Source organism: Actinokineospora cianjurensis (assembly GCF_003663795.1).
In the GTDB taxonomy this organism is placed as follows: Bacteria; Actinomycetota; Actinomycetes; order Mycobacteriales; family Pseudonocardiaceae; genus Actinokineospora; species Actinokineospora terrae.
This window is the reverse complement of sequence record NZ_RCDD01000007.1, coordinates 78,143-94,118: the sequence shown is the minus strand read 5'-3', so window position 1 is coordinate 94,118 and position 15,976 is coordinate 78,143. Positions and strand designations below refer to the sequence as shown.

At 70.3% G+C, this 15,976-nt stretch carries 13 protein-coding genes; 1 reads left to right on the top strand and 12 read right to left on the bottom strand.

Going from position 1 to position 15,976, the window contains the following annotated elements; all coding sequences use genetic code 11:
- Nucleotides 1-217: 217 nt before the first annotated feature.
- Complete coding sequence (locus CLV68_RS29035) at nucleotides 218-973, top strand: phosphotransferase family protein (protein WP_211346802.1); 756 nt, start codon at nucleotides 218-220, stop codon at nucleotides 971-973.
- Here the strand turns inward: CLV68_RS29035 and CLV68_RS29030 are convergent.
- The 12 genes from CLV68_RS29030 to CLV68_RS34320 form a co-directional block, all read right to left on the bottom strand.
- Complete coding sequence (locus tag CLV68_RS29030) at nucleotides 970-1,602, bottom strand: hypothetical protein (protein WP_121394192.1); 633 nt, start codon at nucleotides 1,600-1,602, stop codon at nucleotides 970-972. The two genes, CLV68_RS29035 and CLV68_RS29030, sit on opposite strands and share 4 nt — an antisense overlap.
- Nucleotides 1,603-2,049: 447 nt before the next feature.
- Nucleotides 2,050-4,449, bottom strand: a complete 2,400-nt coding sequence (locus CLV68_RS29025; protein ID WP_246010162.1) for an immune inhibitor A domain-containing protein — start codon at nucleotides 4,447-4,449, stop codon at nucleotides 2,050-2,052.
- Between the two features lie 300 nt (nucleotides 4,450-4,749).
- Nucleotides 4,750-5,175 (bottom strand): ester cyclase, encoded by a 426-nt coding sequence (locus tag CLV68_RS29020; protein ID WP_121394187.1) that lies wholly within the window; start codon nucleotides 5,173-5,175, stop codon nucleotides 4,750-4,752.
- Between the two features lie 49 nt (nucleotides 5,176-5,224).
- Complete coding sequence (locus CLV68_RS29015) at nucleotides 5,225-5,437, bottom strand: sigma factor-like helix-turn-helix DNA-binding protein (RefSeq protein WP_246010161.1); 213 nt, start codon at nucleotides 5,435-5,437, stop codon at nucleotides 5,225-5,227.
- Nucleotides 5,438-5,584: 147 nt separating this feature from the next.
- Nucleotides 5,585-6,538 (bottom strand): small ribosomal subunit Rsm22 family protein, encoded by a 954-nt coding sequence (locus CLV68_RS29010; protein ID WP_121394184.1) that lies wholly within the window; start codon nucleotides 6,536-6,538, stop codon nucleotides 5,585-5,587.
- Nucleotides 6,539-6,591: 53 nt separating this feature from the next.
- Nucleotides 6,592-7,068 carry a molybdenum cofactor biosysynthesis protein gene (locus CLV68_RS29005; RefSeq protein ID WP_121394319.1) on the bottom strand — a complete coding sequence of 159 codons (477 nt, stop codon included), beginning with the start codon at nucleotides 7,066-7,068 and terminating at the stop codon, nucleotides 6,592-6,594.
- Nucleotides 7,069-7,334: 266 nt separating this feature from the next.
- Complete coding sequence (locus CLV68_RS29000; protein WP_121394182.1) at nucleotides 7,335-10,349, bottom strand: DUF7927 domain-containing protein; 3,015 nt, start codon at nucleotides 10,347-10,349, stop codon at nucleotides 7,335-7,337.
- A 181-nt stretch (nucleotides 10,350-10,530) separates the two neighbouring features.
- Complete coding sequence (locus CLV68_RS28995) at nucleotides 10,531-12,090, bottom strand: amidohydrolase (RefSeq protein WP_121394180.1); 1,560 nt, start codon at nucleotides 12,088-12,090, stop codon at nucleotides 10,531-10,533.
- Between the two features lie 24 nt (nucleotides 12,091-12,114).
- Nucleotides 12,115-13,332: an ATP-grasp domain-containing protein gene (locus tag CLV68_RS28990; RefSeq protein ID WP_121394178.1), complete on the bottom strand. Its 1,218-nt coding sequence runs from the start codon at nucleotides 13,330-13,332 to the stop codon at nucleotides 12,115-12,117.
- Nucleotides 13,329-14,309 carry a glycosyltransferase family 2 protein gene (locus CLV68_RS28985; RefSeq protein ID WP_121394176.1) on the bottom strand — a complete coding sequence of 327 codons (981 nt, stop codon included), beginning with the start codon at nucleotides 14,307-14,309 and terminating at the stop codon, nucleotides 13,329-13,331. The genes CLV68_RS28990 and CLV68_RS28985 overlap by 4 nt, the downstream gene beginning before the upstream one ends.
- Entirely contained in the window at nucleotides 14,306-15,313 is a 1,008-nt protein-coding gene (locus tag CLV68_RS28980; protein ID WP_121394318.1) for an NAD-dependent epimerase/dehydratase family protein, read from the bottom strand. The genes CLV68_RS28985 and CLV68_RS28980 overlap by 4 nt, the downstream gene beginning before the upstream one ends.
- A gap of 278 nt (nucleotides 15,314-15,591) precedes the next feature.
- Nucleotides 15,592-15,975 (bottom strand): YybH family protein, encoded by a 384-nt coding sequence (locus tag CLV68_RS34320; protein ID WP_170224649.1) that lies wholly within the window; start codon nucleotides 15,973-15,975, stop codon nucleotides 15,592-15,594.
- Between the last annotated feature and the right edge of the window lies 1 nt (nucleotide 15,976).

Genomic DNA, 15,976 nt, shown 5'->3' with positions numbered 1-15,976 from the left:
TTCAGGGAGTTCGCCGACACCCAGACCGTGTCCCCCGGTACGGCGCACAGCGGTGCTGTCCCCAGCCCGCGTCCGCTCGAACAGCGCCGGTGACGTCGCCCGGTCGCGAAACGAGACGCCGACCGGCGCGAGTGCCCGCGCGCGGCGATGAACGATCTGTCGGGGGTGGTGCCGCGGCTCGCGAAATCCGGCGACATCGGTGGCCACCGCCGTCAGGATGGCTGGTGTGCACGAGGTCGAGGTTGTTGTCGCCCACAGGCAGCGGGTGACGTTGCGGGTCGGGGATGTGTTCCTGAAGGTCGATGGCGATCCGGCGCACGCCGAGATCGAGGTGCGGGCGATGGCGCTGGCGCCGGTGCCGACGCCGGTGGTGCTCTGGCGGGAACCACCCGTGCTGGCGATCGGTGCTGTGCCTGGTGAGGCGCTTGGTGTGCTCGGGGAACCGTCGGGTGCGTCGGCGGCTGCCTGGGCGGCGGTGGGGGGAGTCGTGCGGCGGCTGCACGAGGCGCCGGTGCCGCCGTGGGTGGGGGTTGGGGTCGACGAGGTGGCGGCGCGGCTTGACGGGGAGTGTGCGTGGCTGGTCGACAACGCGGTACTGCCCGCTGAGGTGATCCGGCGCAATCGCGAGATCGCCGATGGCGCGCTTCGGCGGTGGGAACCGGTGTTCATCCACGGCGACTTGCAGATCACCCACGTGTTCGTCGACGGCGACGAGGTCACCGGGGTCATCGACTGGTCGGAGGCCGCCCCCGGGGACGCCATGGTCGACCTCGCCACCCTGACGCTCGGGCACGAGGAGCGGCTGGACGACCTGCTCGCGGGGTACGGCCCTGGCGCGGACCGGGACGTGATCCGGGCCTGGTGGTCGCTGCGCGCCCTGGTGGCGTCGCGCTGGTTGATCGGGCACGGGTTCGACCCGGACGCGCCGGGGTGTGAGTTCGACGTGCTCAGGGCGCGGATGCGGGAACGCTAGGCGACCGAGAGGATGTCCGCGGCGGCGGCGACGGCCGCGGCGATGGCGTCGAGGTCCACCTGGCGCGGCGCGGGTGGGGTGGGGGTGCCGGAGAGTCGTTCGCGGAGGGCGGCGACCCGTTGGGCCCTGGCCTGCTCGGCCTCGGCGGTGGCTATCTCCTGCTCGGCGGCGCCGAGGGCGGCGAGGACCTCGTCCATGCGGTCCGCGACGGCGGTGACCGAGTCGAGGACCGAGGTCAACTCGGCCTCCTTGGCGGCGACGTCGCCCGCCAGTTCGGGGTAGCGCTGCGACTCCCGCAGGAGCGCGCGCAGGCCGGCCGACTCGCGCAGTGAGCCCAACGCGGCCCAGACCACCCGGTGCGCGGTCGCGAGGGTCTCGGCGGGCAACCACCCCGCGGCGGCGGTGCGGCTCGCGACCAGGGTCGCGAAGGAGATGACCATCCGGTTGGCCAGGGCCGCCGAGTCGGCGTCGAAGTCGGTCGAGCGGAGGGCCACCACCACGCGACGTTCCCGCTCGCGGCGGACCACCGCGGCGAAGACCGGCAGCGGGACCAGGAACAGCAGCCCCCACGCCCCCCAGTCGTTGACCGCGCTCATGACCACACCCAGCGCGCCCCCCAGCCCGAACATGAGCCCCAACCTGGCCTCACGCGACGTGACAGGCACCTCCGGCGGGCGCACGACCCATCGCCCCGCCGCGCCATCGATACGTACCGGCCTGAGTTCCCCCACCGCACAAGGCTACCGAGCAACCCCCCGCGGTCGTCGCACAAACCACTCAAGAACCACCAGCGGCACGTTCCAGCCCAGCCAGGAGGTGATACCCGCGATCGCCGGTACCCCACGACCAGCGACACCATCCAGGGGTCGCCAGCAACCCGTGCCACCGGCCCGAACGGAGAGGTAACACCAACGACGAGCCCCGCGGGCAGCACTCCCCCGAACACCTAGATCCTGCCCACGCGCGGTAAGCACGAGGGCCGGTGGTGGGGTTACCCCCACCACCGGCCCTCTCAACTCCCGATGTGGCGCATGGCATGCCCCGCCACAGCTACCAGGAGCGGTAGATCCCTACTGCTACTTCTTCTTGCTCGGGAACACCCGGATCTGCAGCGACGTGCCCTCCTGCTTCAGCACCTTGATGCTCACACCGGCGGCGGGGAGCTTGACGCCCGCGGTCGGCTGGGCGGCGTTGAAGTAGGACTTGGTGTCGTCGAACAGCGGCTGCGCCTCGGTGCCGCGGATGTAGCTCGCCCGGCCACCCGCGAACAGGGTGAACGAGTCCGACTTCTCCAGCGAGAACGGTGCGTCGTAGCCGGCCACGCGGGGTCGCCAAGCCTGGCCCTGCAGGTTGTAGATGGGCTCCGGGTGGGCGTCGACCACCGACAGCAGGCCCTCGCCCGGGTGGACGGAGGCGTTGTTGTCCGCCTGGGAGGTGTCCCAGTAGGTCACCAGCAGGCCGTTCTGGTACGGGAAGCGAGTCGCCCAGTTCGGGCGGGTCGGGTCGCCGTAGTCGTACGGGCCGGGCTGCAGGTACTTGTCGTACCCGGTGTAAGTCCGGTTGCCTGCCACGTAGAAGTGGTCGTAGTTCGCGGTCTCCGTACCGGTGGTGATGCGGAAACCGGCCGGGGTCCAGCCGTTGTTGCCAGCCTCGGCACCATCGGTGAACAGCGGCGCGCCGTCGGCGACGACGGAGATCTCGTCGGCGAAGAAGCCGTCCAGGGCCACGCCGCCGTCGGTGCGGTAGCGCAGTCGGATCTGGGCGTCCTTGCCCGCCAGCGAGGTCAGCGGCACGGCGACGTCAACCCACGTGTTGTTCGTGGTGTTGGTGATCGCCGGGGTGCCCACGGCGTCCCGGGTGAACGGCTTGCCGTTGGCGACACCGTCGAGCGCGGTCCAGTTGGCGCCACCGTCGGTCGAGGACTCCACGAACAGGAAGTCGCAGTCGCAGTCCTCGATGTCGTAGCGCGCCTTGAGCTTGAGCTCGGCGGCGGTCTTCCCGGTGAGGTTGACCGAGCGGGTCAGCGAGTTCGACAGGTTGTCGCCCTTGCCGCTCCACCACATCTTCGTGCCCGCGAACGGGGTGCCGTAGCTGGTCGAGACCTGCTTGTCGGGCAGGACGACGACGACGCCCTGGGCCTTGTCGGTGTTGTACGCACCGGGGCCGAGGTCGATCTTCTTGTCCTGACCGGCGACGACGGTCTCGTAGTCCAACCAGCCCAGCTGCAGCTTGTCCCACGCCGAGAGGTCGTTGGCCCGGAAGCCGATCGCCTCGTTGGTGTTGGACACGCGGCTCTGGCCCATCAGCGACCACCAGTTGATGCCGTTCTCCTGGGCGCCGCCCGGGCCAACGGTGTCGTAGTGGTCCGGCAGACCGAGGTCGTGGCCGTACTCGTGCGCGAACACGCCGAGGCCGCCGTTCTCGGGCTGCATCGTGTAGTCGCCGACCCACAGGCCGGTGGTGCCGATCTGCACACCGCCGAGCTTGTTGTTGACCGGGCCCGTGGTGTTGCTGGAGAACGCGTACCAGCGGTGCGCCCAGATGGCGTCCTCACCCTGTGCGGGATCGGCGTCGGACTGGTCGCCACCGGCGTGCACGATCTGGAAGTGGTCCAGGTAGCCGTCGGGCTCGTTGAAGTCGCCGTCACCGTCGAAGTCGTAGCGGTCCCAGGTGTCGTACGACGCGAGGTCGGCCTTGATCGAGGCGTCGGTGGCACCGGCGGCCTTGCGGTCGGTGACCCACTGCTGCAGCGCGTCGGAGACCAGGTACCAGGAGTTGCCGCAGATGCGGCCGGGGCAGGGGTAGCCGTCGGAACGGCCGTACCGAGCCTCGTTGTACTTGACCTTGACCCAGTCGGTGACCTGGCCCTCGACCGAGTAGCGGCCGGAGGACGCCTTCTCGTAGAAGGTCTTCAGGGACTCGGTGTTCGCGCCCTGCGCGAAGTAGACGTCCTCGAAGTGCTTCTTGGAGTAGTCCGCCTGCCAGATCGTCTTGTTGTCCACCGCCCGGTTGGGCTTGGCGATCTGGTTGTGCCGCGGGCCGTCGTAGCGGGCCGGGCCGGGCACGTTGGGGTTGGTGTCCTTGTCGGGGAAGTCCGGGTGGCGCTCGTCGCCGAACTCGGCGAGCACCACGAAGATCTTGTCGGTCTTCTCCCGCGCCAACTCGACGTACTGGTCGACGCCCTTCTTGCCGGTGCTCTTGTTCTTGGCCGAGGCGGCGGTGCCGACCTTGACCACGGAGCTGGCGCCGCGCTTCTCGACGCTGGCCTCACCGGAGAGGACCTTGGCCAGGCCCTCCTGACGCAGCGCGCGACGCTTCTCCTCAAGCGGGGAGACCACCTCGTCGGCGTGGTCCGCGGCGGCCTGGGGAGCCTGTTGGGTGGGTGCGGGGGCCGCGTCGGCGGCACCGTTGACCACCACCGCCCCGGTCCCGACCACCGTCGCCGCGGCGATCGCGACGACCAATCTTCGGCGCACTCAAATCCTCCTGTATCGATGGGGACGACTCCAGGTGAAGTCCAGGCGAAACAGTAGAGGAGGGGCACCCATGCAGATATCACGACATGATTACAAGAGCCATTCCGGCCATCACATTAAGCTATAGCACCGAGTGATGCCCCAAATGGCGCAAAGGGCCGCTGAACCAGCCGGTCCAGGGCGGTCGCCGGGGGCGGAATCGGGCAGCGCGAAGCATACCGGAAATGGGCGTTTCACAGTTTTGGCCGAGATGGCCGGGAACGGTGGGGACCGGCTTAACGCAATAGGGCGGCCGCGCTGTCAGTCCTCGACGGGCACGACGAGATCGCCGGTGATCTGGCGGTGGATGGCGGCCATGTCGAAGTAATCGCGCTCGCGGTGGATCAGACCGTCGCGGACCTCGACGACGTGGCAGGCGAAGCTGACCACGCGGCGGCCGGTGGCTGCCAGCGGGCCGAGCGGGCCGAGGTGGGTGCCGACGCAGCGGACCTCGACGAAGGACGTGCCGCCGTCGAGGCTCTCGTGGAAGTCGCGGTAGGTGAACACGACGTCGGGGAAGGCCGCGTGCAGGGTCCGCATGACCTCGACGGGCTGGTCGGTGTCGTCGAACCGGGTGCCGGTGACATCGGTGTAGAGGTAGTCCGGGTGGTACCGGGCGCGCATGGCTTCCCAGTCGTAGGTGTCGATGGTCTGCCAGTGCAGTCGGTGGATCTTCGAAGCGGTCATGCGGCCACGCTAGGCACGACGGCCCCGGCGTGGCACAAGATCCACCCGGTCAGGTGGTCTCGCCCGCGGCACGCAACTGCTCGCGCAGTCGCTGGAGCGCGCGGTGCTGGGTCATGCGCACCGCGGACGGCGACATGTCGAGCTTGATGGCGACCTGCTCGGCGGTGTGGCCGTCGACCACGCGCAGGTGCAGGATGTGCAGCTGCAGCGGGGTGAGCACCGCCATCTGTCCGGTCGCGTCCCCACGGGGGTCCGGGATCACTAGCCGCCCACCGTGGGGCGTCTTGGGTGTCCGCATGCCGGTGGGACGCACCGCCGCGGCAACCATGACGCCACCAACGTGCGACTTTTCCCCACAAACCCCAAGTCCGGTGCTCGGCACGGTGGGTGCGACCGCGCTCACCCGCCGTCACGGCCAGGGGTCGCCCCAGTCGGTGTCGCGGGCGGCCCGGTAGGCGGCGGGGTCGCGCTTGCTGACGATGGTGTCGGCGAGACCGTCCGGTCCGCACAGCCGCAGCGACACCATGCCCTTGCGCTTGAGCGGGTGCCGCAGGACCCGGGCCTGCGCGGCCTGCCACGGCTCGCGGGTGGCGGCGACGTAGGAGAACTTCTCGTCCTCGAAGTTCAGCACGGCCGTCTTGAGGCGCTGGTGCAGCGGGCTGCGCCCGAGCCGCGCGGCGAAGTGGCACCAGTCCTGCCCGCGCGGGATGGGGCACGTGGTGCTGTGGGGGCAGGGGGCGACGATGTGCATGCCCGCGGCGGTGAGCTCGTCGCGGGCGGCCATGATCCGCTCGTAGCCCGCGGGGGTCCCCGGTTCGACGACGACGGCGAGGGCGGCGGAGGTCATCGCGCGCACGGTGTCGGCGCGGGCGGCGGCGGTGAGCTCGCTGAGCACATAGGACAGGGTGGCGACGTCGGCAGGCGGGAGCCGGGTGGTGCCGAGGGCGGTGCGCTGCCACCGGACCCGGCGGATCGCGGGGTCGTCGGCGCGCTCGGCGAGTCGCCTGCCCAGGTCCATCGCCTGGGTGGACTGGTCGAGGACGGTGATGTCGACCAGCGACGGCCAGACCCGCTTGGTGGCCCACACCGCGGCACCGGTCCCGCCGCCGATGTCGACGTGGGTGGTGGGCGCGAAGTCCGGCGCCCTGGCGGCGACCTCGGTGAGCGCGGCGGTGACGGCGGCGTGCGTGGCGGGCATCCGGTAGGCGGCGTAGGCCGCGGCGGTGACCTCGGCGTCGAGCACGAGCGAGGCCGGGTCGACCCCGGTGCGGTACCGGTGGATCAGCGCCTGCGCCGAGTCCGCGAGCCGCTTGGTCGGGAACCGCGCGACCTCGGCGTCCAGCGCGTCAGACAGGGTGACCATGACGGCCCATCATGCCGTGACCGGGCGGTCCTTCCCGGACGGGGTACCCGGTTCTAGGTGAGGCGGGTGAAGGCGGCGGCGCCGAGGCGGAGGGTGCCGTCGTCGAGGGGGGTGCAGCGGGCGCCGGAGAGACCGCGCAGGGCTTTGGCGGTGCCGGGGACGAGCACGGTGTCGAGCCAGCGGCAGGGGGTGGCGGCGGTGTTCGCACGGAAGCGGACGGGGCCGTCACCGGTGTCGAGGCTGAAGTCGGCGCGGTCGCGGGCCAGCAGGTCGACGTCGACACCGCGGACGATGATGTTGCGGCGGGTGAGGAGCGGGTCGCCCTCGGGGAGGGACTCGACGGCGAAGAAGGTGACCGAGGCGGCGCGGTGGGCGGGCTGGTTGAAGTACCGGTCGCCGACGATGCCCAGGCCCGCGCGGATCCGCACCTCGGACCTGGCGACCGGCTCGGGATCCGGCCGCGGCGGTTCGGTGGGTCGCCCCTCGTAGGCGTGCACCGCGGACACCATCAGGGCGATCACCTCGACCATGCCCACGAGCCTAGCTAGCCCGACCGCGCCGCCGGACCACGGCGAGAATGGCCCCGGGTGCCGAGAACCGGGTATGCGAGCAAAGCGCCAAGAGACAACGGCGCGGATGGCCTGGGTGGAGCGCCGTGGATGTAGTCGCGACGGGTCGGCATTGACGCGGATCCCAGCGGCGGGGAATCACCGGGAAAGCACCTGGCCGCGATTCCGCCCTTGCCGAGCGACCCACCGCTGAATCCCCGCACCACGACGGCTTGGCACCAACCGGGTCAGTGTCGGCGGCGAGTGCGCACCACCGCGGCCGCTCCGAGCAGGATCAGACCCAGGCCCGCCAGCAGGACCGTCCCGACCGGGAACCCGGTGTTGGGCAGTCCCCCTTGCGCCGAACCCTGACCGCGCGGCGGCTGCGTGGACGGCGGAGGCGTCGCGCGGGGCGTGGTCGCCACCGAGGTGTGGCACAGCGGGTCCGCCGAGGACGCCAGGCAGTTGCTACCAGGGACAACGATGGAGTTGCCCAGGGTGCCGTCGCCGCTAGGGGGATCGTTGACGCGCACGGAGTAGGTGATGACGGCGCTCTTGTCGATGTCGAGGGAGCCCGTCCAGGTGAGCTTGGTGCCATCGAGGACCACAGTGCCCACGGATGCCTTGGCGTCGTTGTTGTAAGCGGCGTCGTCGAGCACCGCGGCCAGGTCGTCGACAAGGACCGGGTCAGTCGGGCCGCCCTCGTTGAGCAGGGTGATGGTGTAGGTCGCGGTACCACCCGGCTCGATCCGCCTGGTCGGGGTTACCTCCTTCTTCGCTCGGGCCGCCTCGACGCCGACAGAGACCGAACAGGCTCGCCCGCTGGAAGAGGGCGCGCAGCCGCTATTGGGGCCGGTGGAGTGCACGGTGTTGTGGAGTTGCCCGTCACCGAGGTCATGGTCGCGGATGGTGACGCTGAAGGTGACCGTCGCGACCTCGTCGATCCGCAGGGCGCCATCCCAGCGGAGGACCGGAGCGGTGTAAGAGGCTGTGCCGATGGTGGCCGTGGCGTCGTTGTTGTAGACGGCGTCGTCGAGCACGCTGGACAGGTCGTCCGTCATGCTCTGGCCCACCACGTCCTCGGTGCCCTGGTTCCTCATCACGAGGACGAAGGTGACCTTGCCGCCGAGCGTGGGCAGCGTGTCGCCGTACTGGGCGGTCTTGGAGACGGACACCCTGGGCATGGTGTGGCTCACCGTGCACTCGGACGATGTAGTGCCCGACTTGCAGTTGCTGCCCGGCCCCGGGGACGTCACCGTGTTGGCGAGCCGCGCGTCTCCGGCACCGGTGACATGCACGGAATAGGTGACGCGCGCGGTCTGTCCTATCGCGAGGTCTCCTACCCAGACGAGCTTGTTCTCGACCCGGCGGACAGTGCCGACGGTGGCAGCGGCGTCGCCCATGTAGGTGGCGTCGTCCAGGACCTTCGCGAGGTCGTCGATCGCGGTCTGGTTCGGCAGGTCGACCTGACCGGTGTTGGTGACGTCGACTGTGTACGTGATGCCCTGTCCGGGGGTAGCGCTACCCGTCACGTTCGCGGACTTCGCCAGGTGTAGGCCAGGTAGGGGCAACGCGACCGTGCACGCCGGATTGGTCGACCCTTCCCCGCACGTGCTACCCGGTCCAGTGGAGACGATGGTGTTGACCATCTGGTTGTCGCCGGTGGCCGGGTCATGCAGGGTGATCGAGTACGTGACGGTGGCGACAGCGCCAACCACGAGATCACCGGACCACGCCAACCGGGTCCCGGTGTAGGAAACCACCCCGGAGCTCGCGGTAGCGCCGTTGTACGTCGCGTCATCGACTACGCCACTGAGGTCGTCAGCGAAAGAGAGCCCGGTGAGGTCAACGGCGCCGGTATTGGTGACTCGGACGGTGTAAGTGACCGTCTCACCGGGCTCGGGGTCGTTGTTGTCCGCGGTCTTCACGAACTCCGATGACCGCACCAACAGAGCGACCCGGCACCGGGTGTCTGTCGAGCCGGTCGTGCAGTTGCTCTGCGGTCCGTTAGCGGTAACCGTGTTGATCAGCCGTGCGTCGCCGCGCTTGTCCAACCGCACGCCGTAGGTGACGGTCACGGTCTGGCCGAAGGCAACGTCACCTGTCCACGTCAGCGTTGTCCCCGCCAGCGTCGCCGAGCCGGTGGTGGCGTCACCAGGGACGTATGTGCCGTCGTCGAGCACCTGGCTGAGGTCGTCGGTGAAGGTCTGCCCAGCCAGGTCGACGCCACCGGTGTTGGTGTACCGCACGGTGTAGGTGACCGTGTCGCCGCCAACGGGGTCGGCGATGTCAGCGGTCTTGCTCACGCTCACCCCTGCCGGTTCGGTGCGCACCAGCAGGTTGACCTCAGTCAACGTGATGACGTCACCGGTGGTGCCCGCGTCAATGCGCAGGGACGTGGCTCCCGGGCTGAGGTCCCCGGTGAGCGTATCGATGTCGAGCGCGACCCCGGAGGAGGAGTCGGCCCAGTCGGGCGGGGCGGCGGCCAGACCCGGCTGGTCCGTCCGCAGGGTCTCCCCCGCGAGCGCCGGGTCGCCCTGGATCGCGACGAAGGTCAGCCTGGCCGCGGTGCTGCCCACCACCGGTGAACGGAACCCGGTGACGCCGATCGAGACCTGCGACCCGCCCGCCAGCGTGTTCATGCCGTGGTAGATGTACGCGGTGGACAGTTCCGTGATGGCCGGGTTCTCATAAACCACGGTCAGCGTCCACGCCCGCGCGTTTCCCTGGAAAAGCGGACAGCCGTTCGGATATCCGCCGGTGACATCGGCGGAATAGCCGCCGTTGAGCGCGGGAAGCCCCGCCAGCACGCTGGTGACGTCGGCGAACCGGCCCTGGAACCGCAGGGTGGTGCCCGGGAGCACGACGTGGTCGGACGAGTCGGCGGCCGAGGTGACGGTGACCGGGGCCGCGCCGGGGACGGTGAACGAGATCGACGAGCCGATCGGGTTGGCCGGGCGCATGGTGGCCACCGACGAGTTCTCCGTCGTCCCCGACCAGCGCAGGAAAGCGCCGCGCAGCACGGATCCGGTGGGCAGCGCCAACGCGGCGGTGGTCGGCGGGCGGCCGCAGTTGTTCTGCCCGAGGGTCTCCGCCAGCTCCGAGCCGCCGATCTCCGCCAACCCCAGCGGGCCGCTGAACTTGGCCAACCGGGTGAAGGGGGTCGGCGCGGCACCCGCGACCGCGACCGGCGCGACGGGTCCCGCTCCCACCACCGCGAGGACCAGGAAAAGCACCCCTAGAACCGAGGTAGTTCGCCGCATAACGCACTCCACCCGCCGGTCGACCCCATTCGTGCTCGTGCTGGGAATCGACGGCGACCGGCCGCTCGCTACCGCGCCCGGTGAATTCTCACCCGTTGGAGATCATGACGACAGCGGGTCATTTTTCCGGAGGTTCGACCATCACCCTTTCAGCGGAGGAATCCACCGGATGCCGCAGCGCTCACCACAGCCCCTGGCCGTGCACGACGGCCCCGTCGACCGCCGTGGCGACCACCTCGATGTCACCGAGGCGGTCCGGCTCGACGGTGTGCGGGTCGTCGCCGAGCACCACCAGATCGGCGAGCTTGCCCTCGGCCAGCGACCCCACCGCGTGCTCCATCCGGCACGCGTGCGCCCCCGCCACGGTGTACGCGCGGAGAGCCTCGGCGATGCTGACCGCCTCCCCCGCGCCAACAACGTTGCCCGCCTGGGTCTGCCGGGTCACCATGAACTGGATGGCCCGCAACGGTGCGCCGACGGTTACCGGCCGGTCGGAGCTGGCGACCAGGTCGACACCGTTGTCGAGGAAGCCCCGGCCGCGGTAGAGCCAGTCCGCGCGCTCCGGCCCCATGACCGCGGCGTAGTCGTCGCCGTAGTAGTAGAGGAACGACGGCTGCACGACCGCGCTGACGCCCAACTCCGCGAACCGACCCAGCTGGTCGGGTCGCACCGCCCCGGCGTGCTCGATGCGGTGCCGGGTGTCCGACCGGGGGTGCCGCCGCTGCGCCTCGGCGATCGTGTCGAGGGCCAGGTCCACCGCCCGGTCACCGATGGCGTGGACCGCGAGCTGCCACCCGGCGCGGTGCCCGTCGCGGATGTACCCCCTGATCTCGTCCGGGTCCGCGTACCACTGTCCACTGTGGTCGGATCCGGCGTACGGCGCGGTCATGGCCGCCGTGCGGGCCATCATGCCGCCGTCGACGAAGACCTTCAGCGCGCTGATGCCCAGCCGGTCGCCGCCGAACCCGGTGTGGATCCCCAGGTCCATGCCGCGCGGCAGGTCGTCGCCCGCGTGCGCGCCCAGGTCGCGCAACAACGACGCGGCCACCATGAGCCGCACCCGCAACGGCAGGTCGGCGCGCTGGTACGCGGCCAGTTCCACCGGGCTGTGGCTGATCAACCCGCCCCCGACCCCGGCTTCGGCCACCGTGGTGACGCCCTCGGCGAGGCAGGTGGACGCGGCGGTCCTGATGGCGGCGACCATTTCCACCAGCGAATAGGGCTGCCGCAGGGCACGCGCCGCCGCCATACCGCTCTCGGCGAGGAACCCGTCCTGGTGCTCCACGCCATCGGGCAGATCGGCCAGCACAGCGCGGTTGACGACGCAGGCGTGGCCAGAATCGTGCAGCAGCAACACCTTCCGCCCGCGCGCGACACTCTCCAACTCGTCCGCGGTGATGTGCCTGCCCAGGCCGCGTTGGTCGTAGCCGACCACGTCGAGCCACTCCCCCGGCTCGCCGGGAGCCCGGTCGATCACGTCGAGCACGGCGTCGACCCGCGAGCACGGCGCCACCGACAGCGCGTTCTCCCGCAGCCCGGCCCACACCATGTGCACGTGTGCGTCGACGAACCCCGGGAGCACGGTCGCACCCCCGAGGTCCACCACCCGCCGCGCGGGCAGCGACTCGACCTGGTCGTCGAACCCGACAATCCGGCCGCTCCAGATCCCGAGGCCGCGCGCGGTCGGCCGCGCCGGGTCCATCGTGTGGAACTTCGCGTCACGCAAGAGGAGATCGAGCATGCCCCCACCCTAGGGGCGGGAGTCTCACACCGGCACCGTCGCCGGGGTCACCACCAACTCCACCGCGGCCAGGGCGGTCGCCAGCACCTCGCCGAGCGCGACCCTGGTCGGCGCGTGCACCACCAGCCAGCCGAGCTTGCGGCCCGCCTCGGTGAACGGCAGCACCACATCGCCCGGGGCCGCGAAGACGTCGACATCGCTCACGCCGGGTAGCGCGCGAACCGCCGCCAGGTCGCCGACCGACACGAGTTCGCCCTCGACCTCCAGCGGTGAGGTCAAAACCTGGAGCCGGGCCACCTCCGACCGGTCGACCACCAGTTCGACGGGCTCGCCGACCGCCAGGGACACCAGGGCGCGCACGCAGTCGACGCCCGCCACCGCCTCGGCCAGCCGAGGGAACCCGTTGCCGGACATGCGGGCACCGACCTCCAGCACGTACCGGGTGCCGTCGTGGCCGACGATGACGTCGAAGTTGGCCGGGCCGTCGGCCAGGCCCATCGCCAGGCAGAGCGCGTGGGCGTCGGCGAGCAGCGCGGTCTCGACGGCCGGGTCGAGGTCGGCAGGCGCGACGTGGCCGCCGATGAGGAACCGCGGCCCCGGCACGATGTGCTTCTCGGTGATGAGCGAGAACGCCAGGTCGCCGCGGTGCAGGAACACGTTGACCGTGTAGTCCTTGCCCAGCAGCAGCTTCTCGACGATCACCTGCCCGCTGGGCGAGTTCACCGCCGCGTTGTGCAGCGCCGCGTCCAATTCGGACGGTTCGTCGACCCGCAGCACGCCGCGGCACCCGGACGCGTCGGTCGGCTTCACCACCACCGGAAGGCCGAACCCGGTGGCCGAACTGGCCAGGTCCGCCAGGTTGTGCGACTGCGCCCACTGGTACACCGGGACACCGACCGAGGCCGCCAGCGCGTGGAACGCCGACTTGTCCATCGACACCGCGGCCGCCGACGCCGGGTAGCGCCACGGGGTGCCGAAGTGCTCGGAGAGCCGGTGCCACGACTCCAGGCAGGTGTCCGCCGCGGTCGAGACGACCCCGGCGATCTCCTGCCCCGCCAACGCCTCCGCGATCGCCTGGTGGTCCGTTGTGGACAGCTGGAGGAACCGGTCGGCCAACGCGATGCCCGGCCGGTCCGCGCGCATGTCCACCGCGATGGTGGGCAGGCCGCGGCGGCGGGCCTCGCGGTAGAGCACGACCTGTTCCTCACCCGCGCCGAGCACGATCAGGGCGGGGGTCGTCATGAAGCCACCTCGAGGGTCGGTCGCCGCACCGGCGGCGGGACGGCAGGGGCGCCGCGGTCGAGGAGGTCCTCGTCGGCGACCGGGAAGTTGGCCTCCCGGATGTAGTAGACCCGCCTGGTGCGCACGTCGAGCATCCTGCGGTGCAGGTAGCGCCCGACCAGCGCGGTCGAGGCCATCCCGAACGCGCTGACCAGCAACGTGGAAACCAGCAGCGCCAGGGCGGACACCGCGCCGAACGCGCCGAGCAGCGCCAGCAGCAACGCCAGCCCGAACACGACCGCGGCCGTCCCGTACAACACGTTCAGCGGCCGCCACGAGAACCCGAACAGCAACTCGAACGCGTCCCCGGCGAGCCTGCCGAACCGGAACTTCGACTGCCCCGCGGTGCGCGGCGCGTGCGAGACCGGCACCGTCGTGTACCGGGCACCGACCTGCGGCGCCTTGGCGACGAAGTGCGAGTTCCCGGTCGGCAGGTCGACGATCGTGCGGCCGACGGCGGTGCGCACGACCCGGAACGAGCTGGCGCCCTGTGGCACCTCGATGCCCAACAGCTTGCGCGCCACCGTGTGCGTGCCCGCCGCGCCGACCCGCCGCAGCCACGAGTCCTGCCGGTCGCGGCGCACACCGAAGACCACGTCGTAGCCCTGCGCCGCGGTCTCCAGCAACGCCCACGTCTCGTGCGCCGGGAACTGCAGGTCCGCGTCGAGCTGGACCGACCACGGCTTCGAGGCGTAGCGGAACCCGGCGGTGACCGCGGCGACCAGACCGAAGTTGCGCGCGAAGCTGATGTAGCGCACGCGACTGTCCTGTTCGGCCAGTGCCTGGATCCGCGCGAGGGTGTCGTCGCGGCTGCCGTCGTCGATGAACAGCAGCTCGAACCCGTCGATGCCGCCGAGCGCGTCGCACACCGAGCGGTAGGCGACGTCGACCTGCTCGCCCTCGTTGTAGCAGGGCACGATCGCGGTCAGGCCGGTCACATCAACCTGCTCGACCAGGTCCGCGGGGTCAGCTCGTTGACGATCTCCAGTTCCAGGTTGTAGTCGAACTCCCTCGGCCCGGTCTGCTGGATCCACTCGACCATTTCGGTGAGACCGTCGCGCAGACCGACCTCGGTGCGGTAGCCCAGCAGGCGGCGCGCCTTGTCGGAGCTGCAGGTCGCGTGGTGGACCTCCAGCGGCCGGGCGGGCATGAAGATCGGGTCGCAGTCCACCCCGACGATGGAGCAGATCTCCTGCGCCAGCCGCAGCACGGTCACCTCGCCCTCGTCCGGGCCGACGTTGATGATCTCGCCGGTGATGTCCGGATCGATGCCGAGCTTGGTCAGGCAGGCCACCACGTCGGAGACGAAGCTGAAGCAGCGGGTCTGGCTGCCGTCGCCGTAGATGATCGGCTGCAACCCGCGCAGCACCCGGTTGATCATGATCGCCGCGACGTTGCGGTACGGGTCGTCGAAGCGCTGCCGCGGGCCGATGATGTTGTGCGGCACGGCGATGTTGTGCTGCATGCCGTGCACCTGCGCGATCGCCCGCACCTGCAGGTCCGCCGCGTACTTGGCGATGCCGTACGGGGTCAGCGGGACCGGCGTCATGTCCTCGGTGAACGGCGGCACCAGCTCGCCGTAGCGCGACATCGACGAGCAGTGCACGAACCGCTCCACCCCGGCGCGCACCGACGCGGACAGCATCGCGACCGTGGCGCTGGTGGTGTGCTCGTGCACCAGGAACGGGGAGAACACCGACAGGCCCTCGTACGGGGCCGCCGCGCAGTGGTAGACCAGCTCGACGCCCTCGAACAGCTCGGGGTGCCCGAGGGCGTCCCGGCAGTCGACCTCGTGGAACTCCACCCCGGCCGGGATATTCTCCTTGAAACCGTCGATCATGTTGTCGATACCGCGAACGGAGTAACCGCGGTTGAGCAAATCGTCGGCAAGATGACTGCCGAGAAAACCCGCCACTCCGGTAATCAGGACCGGTTTCCCCATTGCCGCGAACCCCTCCTCATCCGGCGACCCGGCGTTGGTCACGCCTGGTCCGGCGGTGCGCACCGGTCTGGTGACACCGCGTTCGCGGGGTCTGTCACGCAGCGCGATACCCGACCACGGAACGGGTGAGCGCAGGGTGGACCGGCACCGAAGTGGGCTCGGCGCTGGAACGCGGGACGGACTTGCCACGAAGTGACGCGGACTATAACAACGCTTTTGGAGCGGCAAAAGGGTTGTGGTTCACGGAATTCCCCGTGGCGGGTGACTCGAGCCGGAAACTACGCCGGACGGCCGATCGTGCACTGGTCGTGAATGAGTAGCCAGCGGCCGGACTCGGCGACGAAGGTCAGTCCCATGAGGAACCTCGACGGCTCCGCGCCCGGCTCGCCGACCACGGTCACGGCCAGCACCCTGGTCGCGGTGGTGGCCGTCGTGGTCGCCAGGACCGGCTGCACGGCGTAGGTCCAGTCACCGTCGGTGAACCACTCCCGGTGGAAGTCGACGACCTCGGCGGCGCCGCGCAGGATCCGTCCGGACGGGATGATCACGGTGACGTCGGGGTGGACGGTCGCGGCGAAGGTGTCGAGATCGCGCCCGGCCACCGCGCGCAGGTGCGCGTCGATGGTGGCCTCGGCGTCGGACTGCCAGTCCTGGACAGGCACG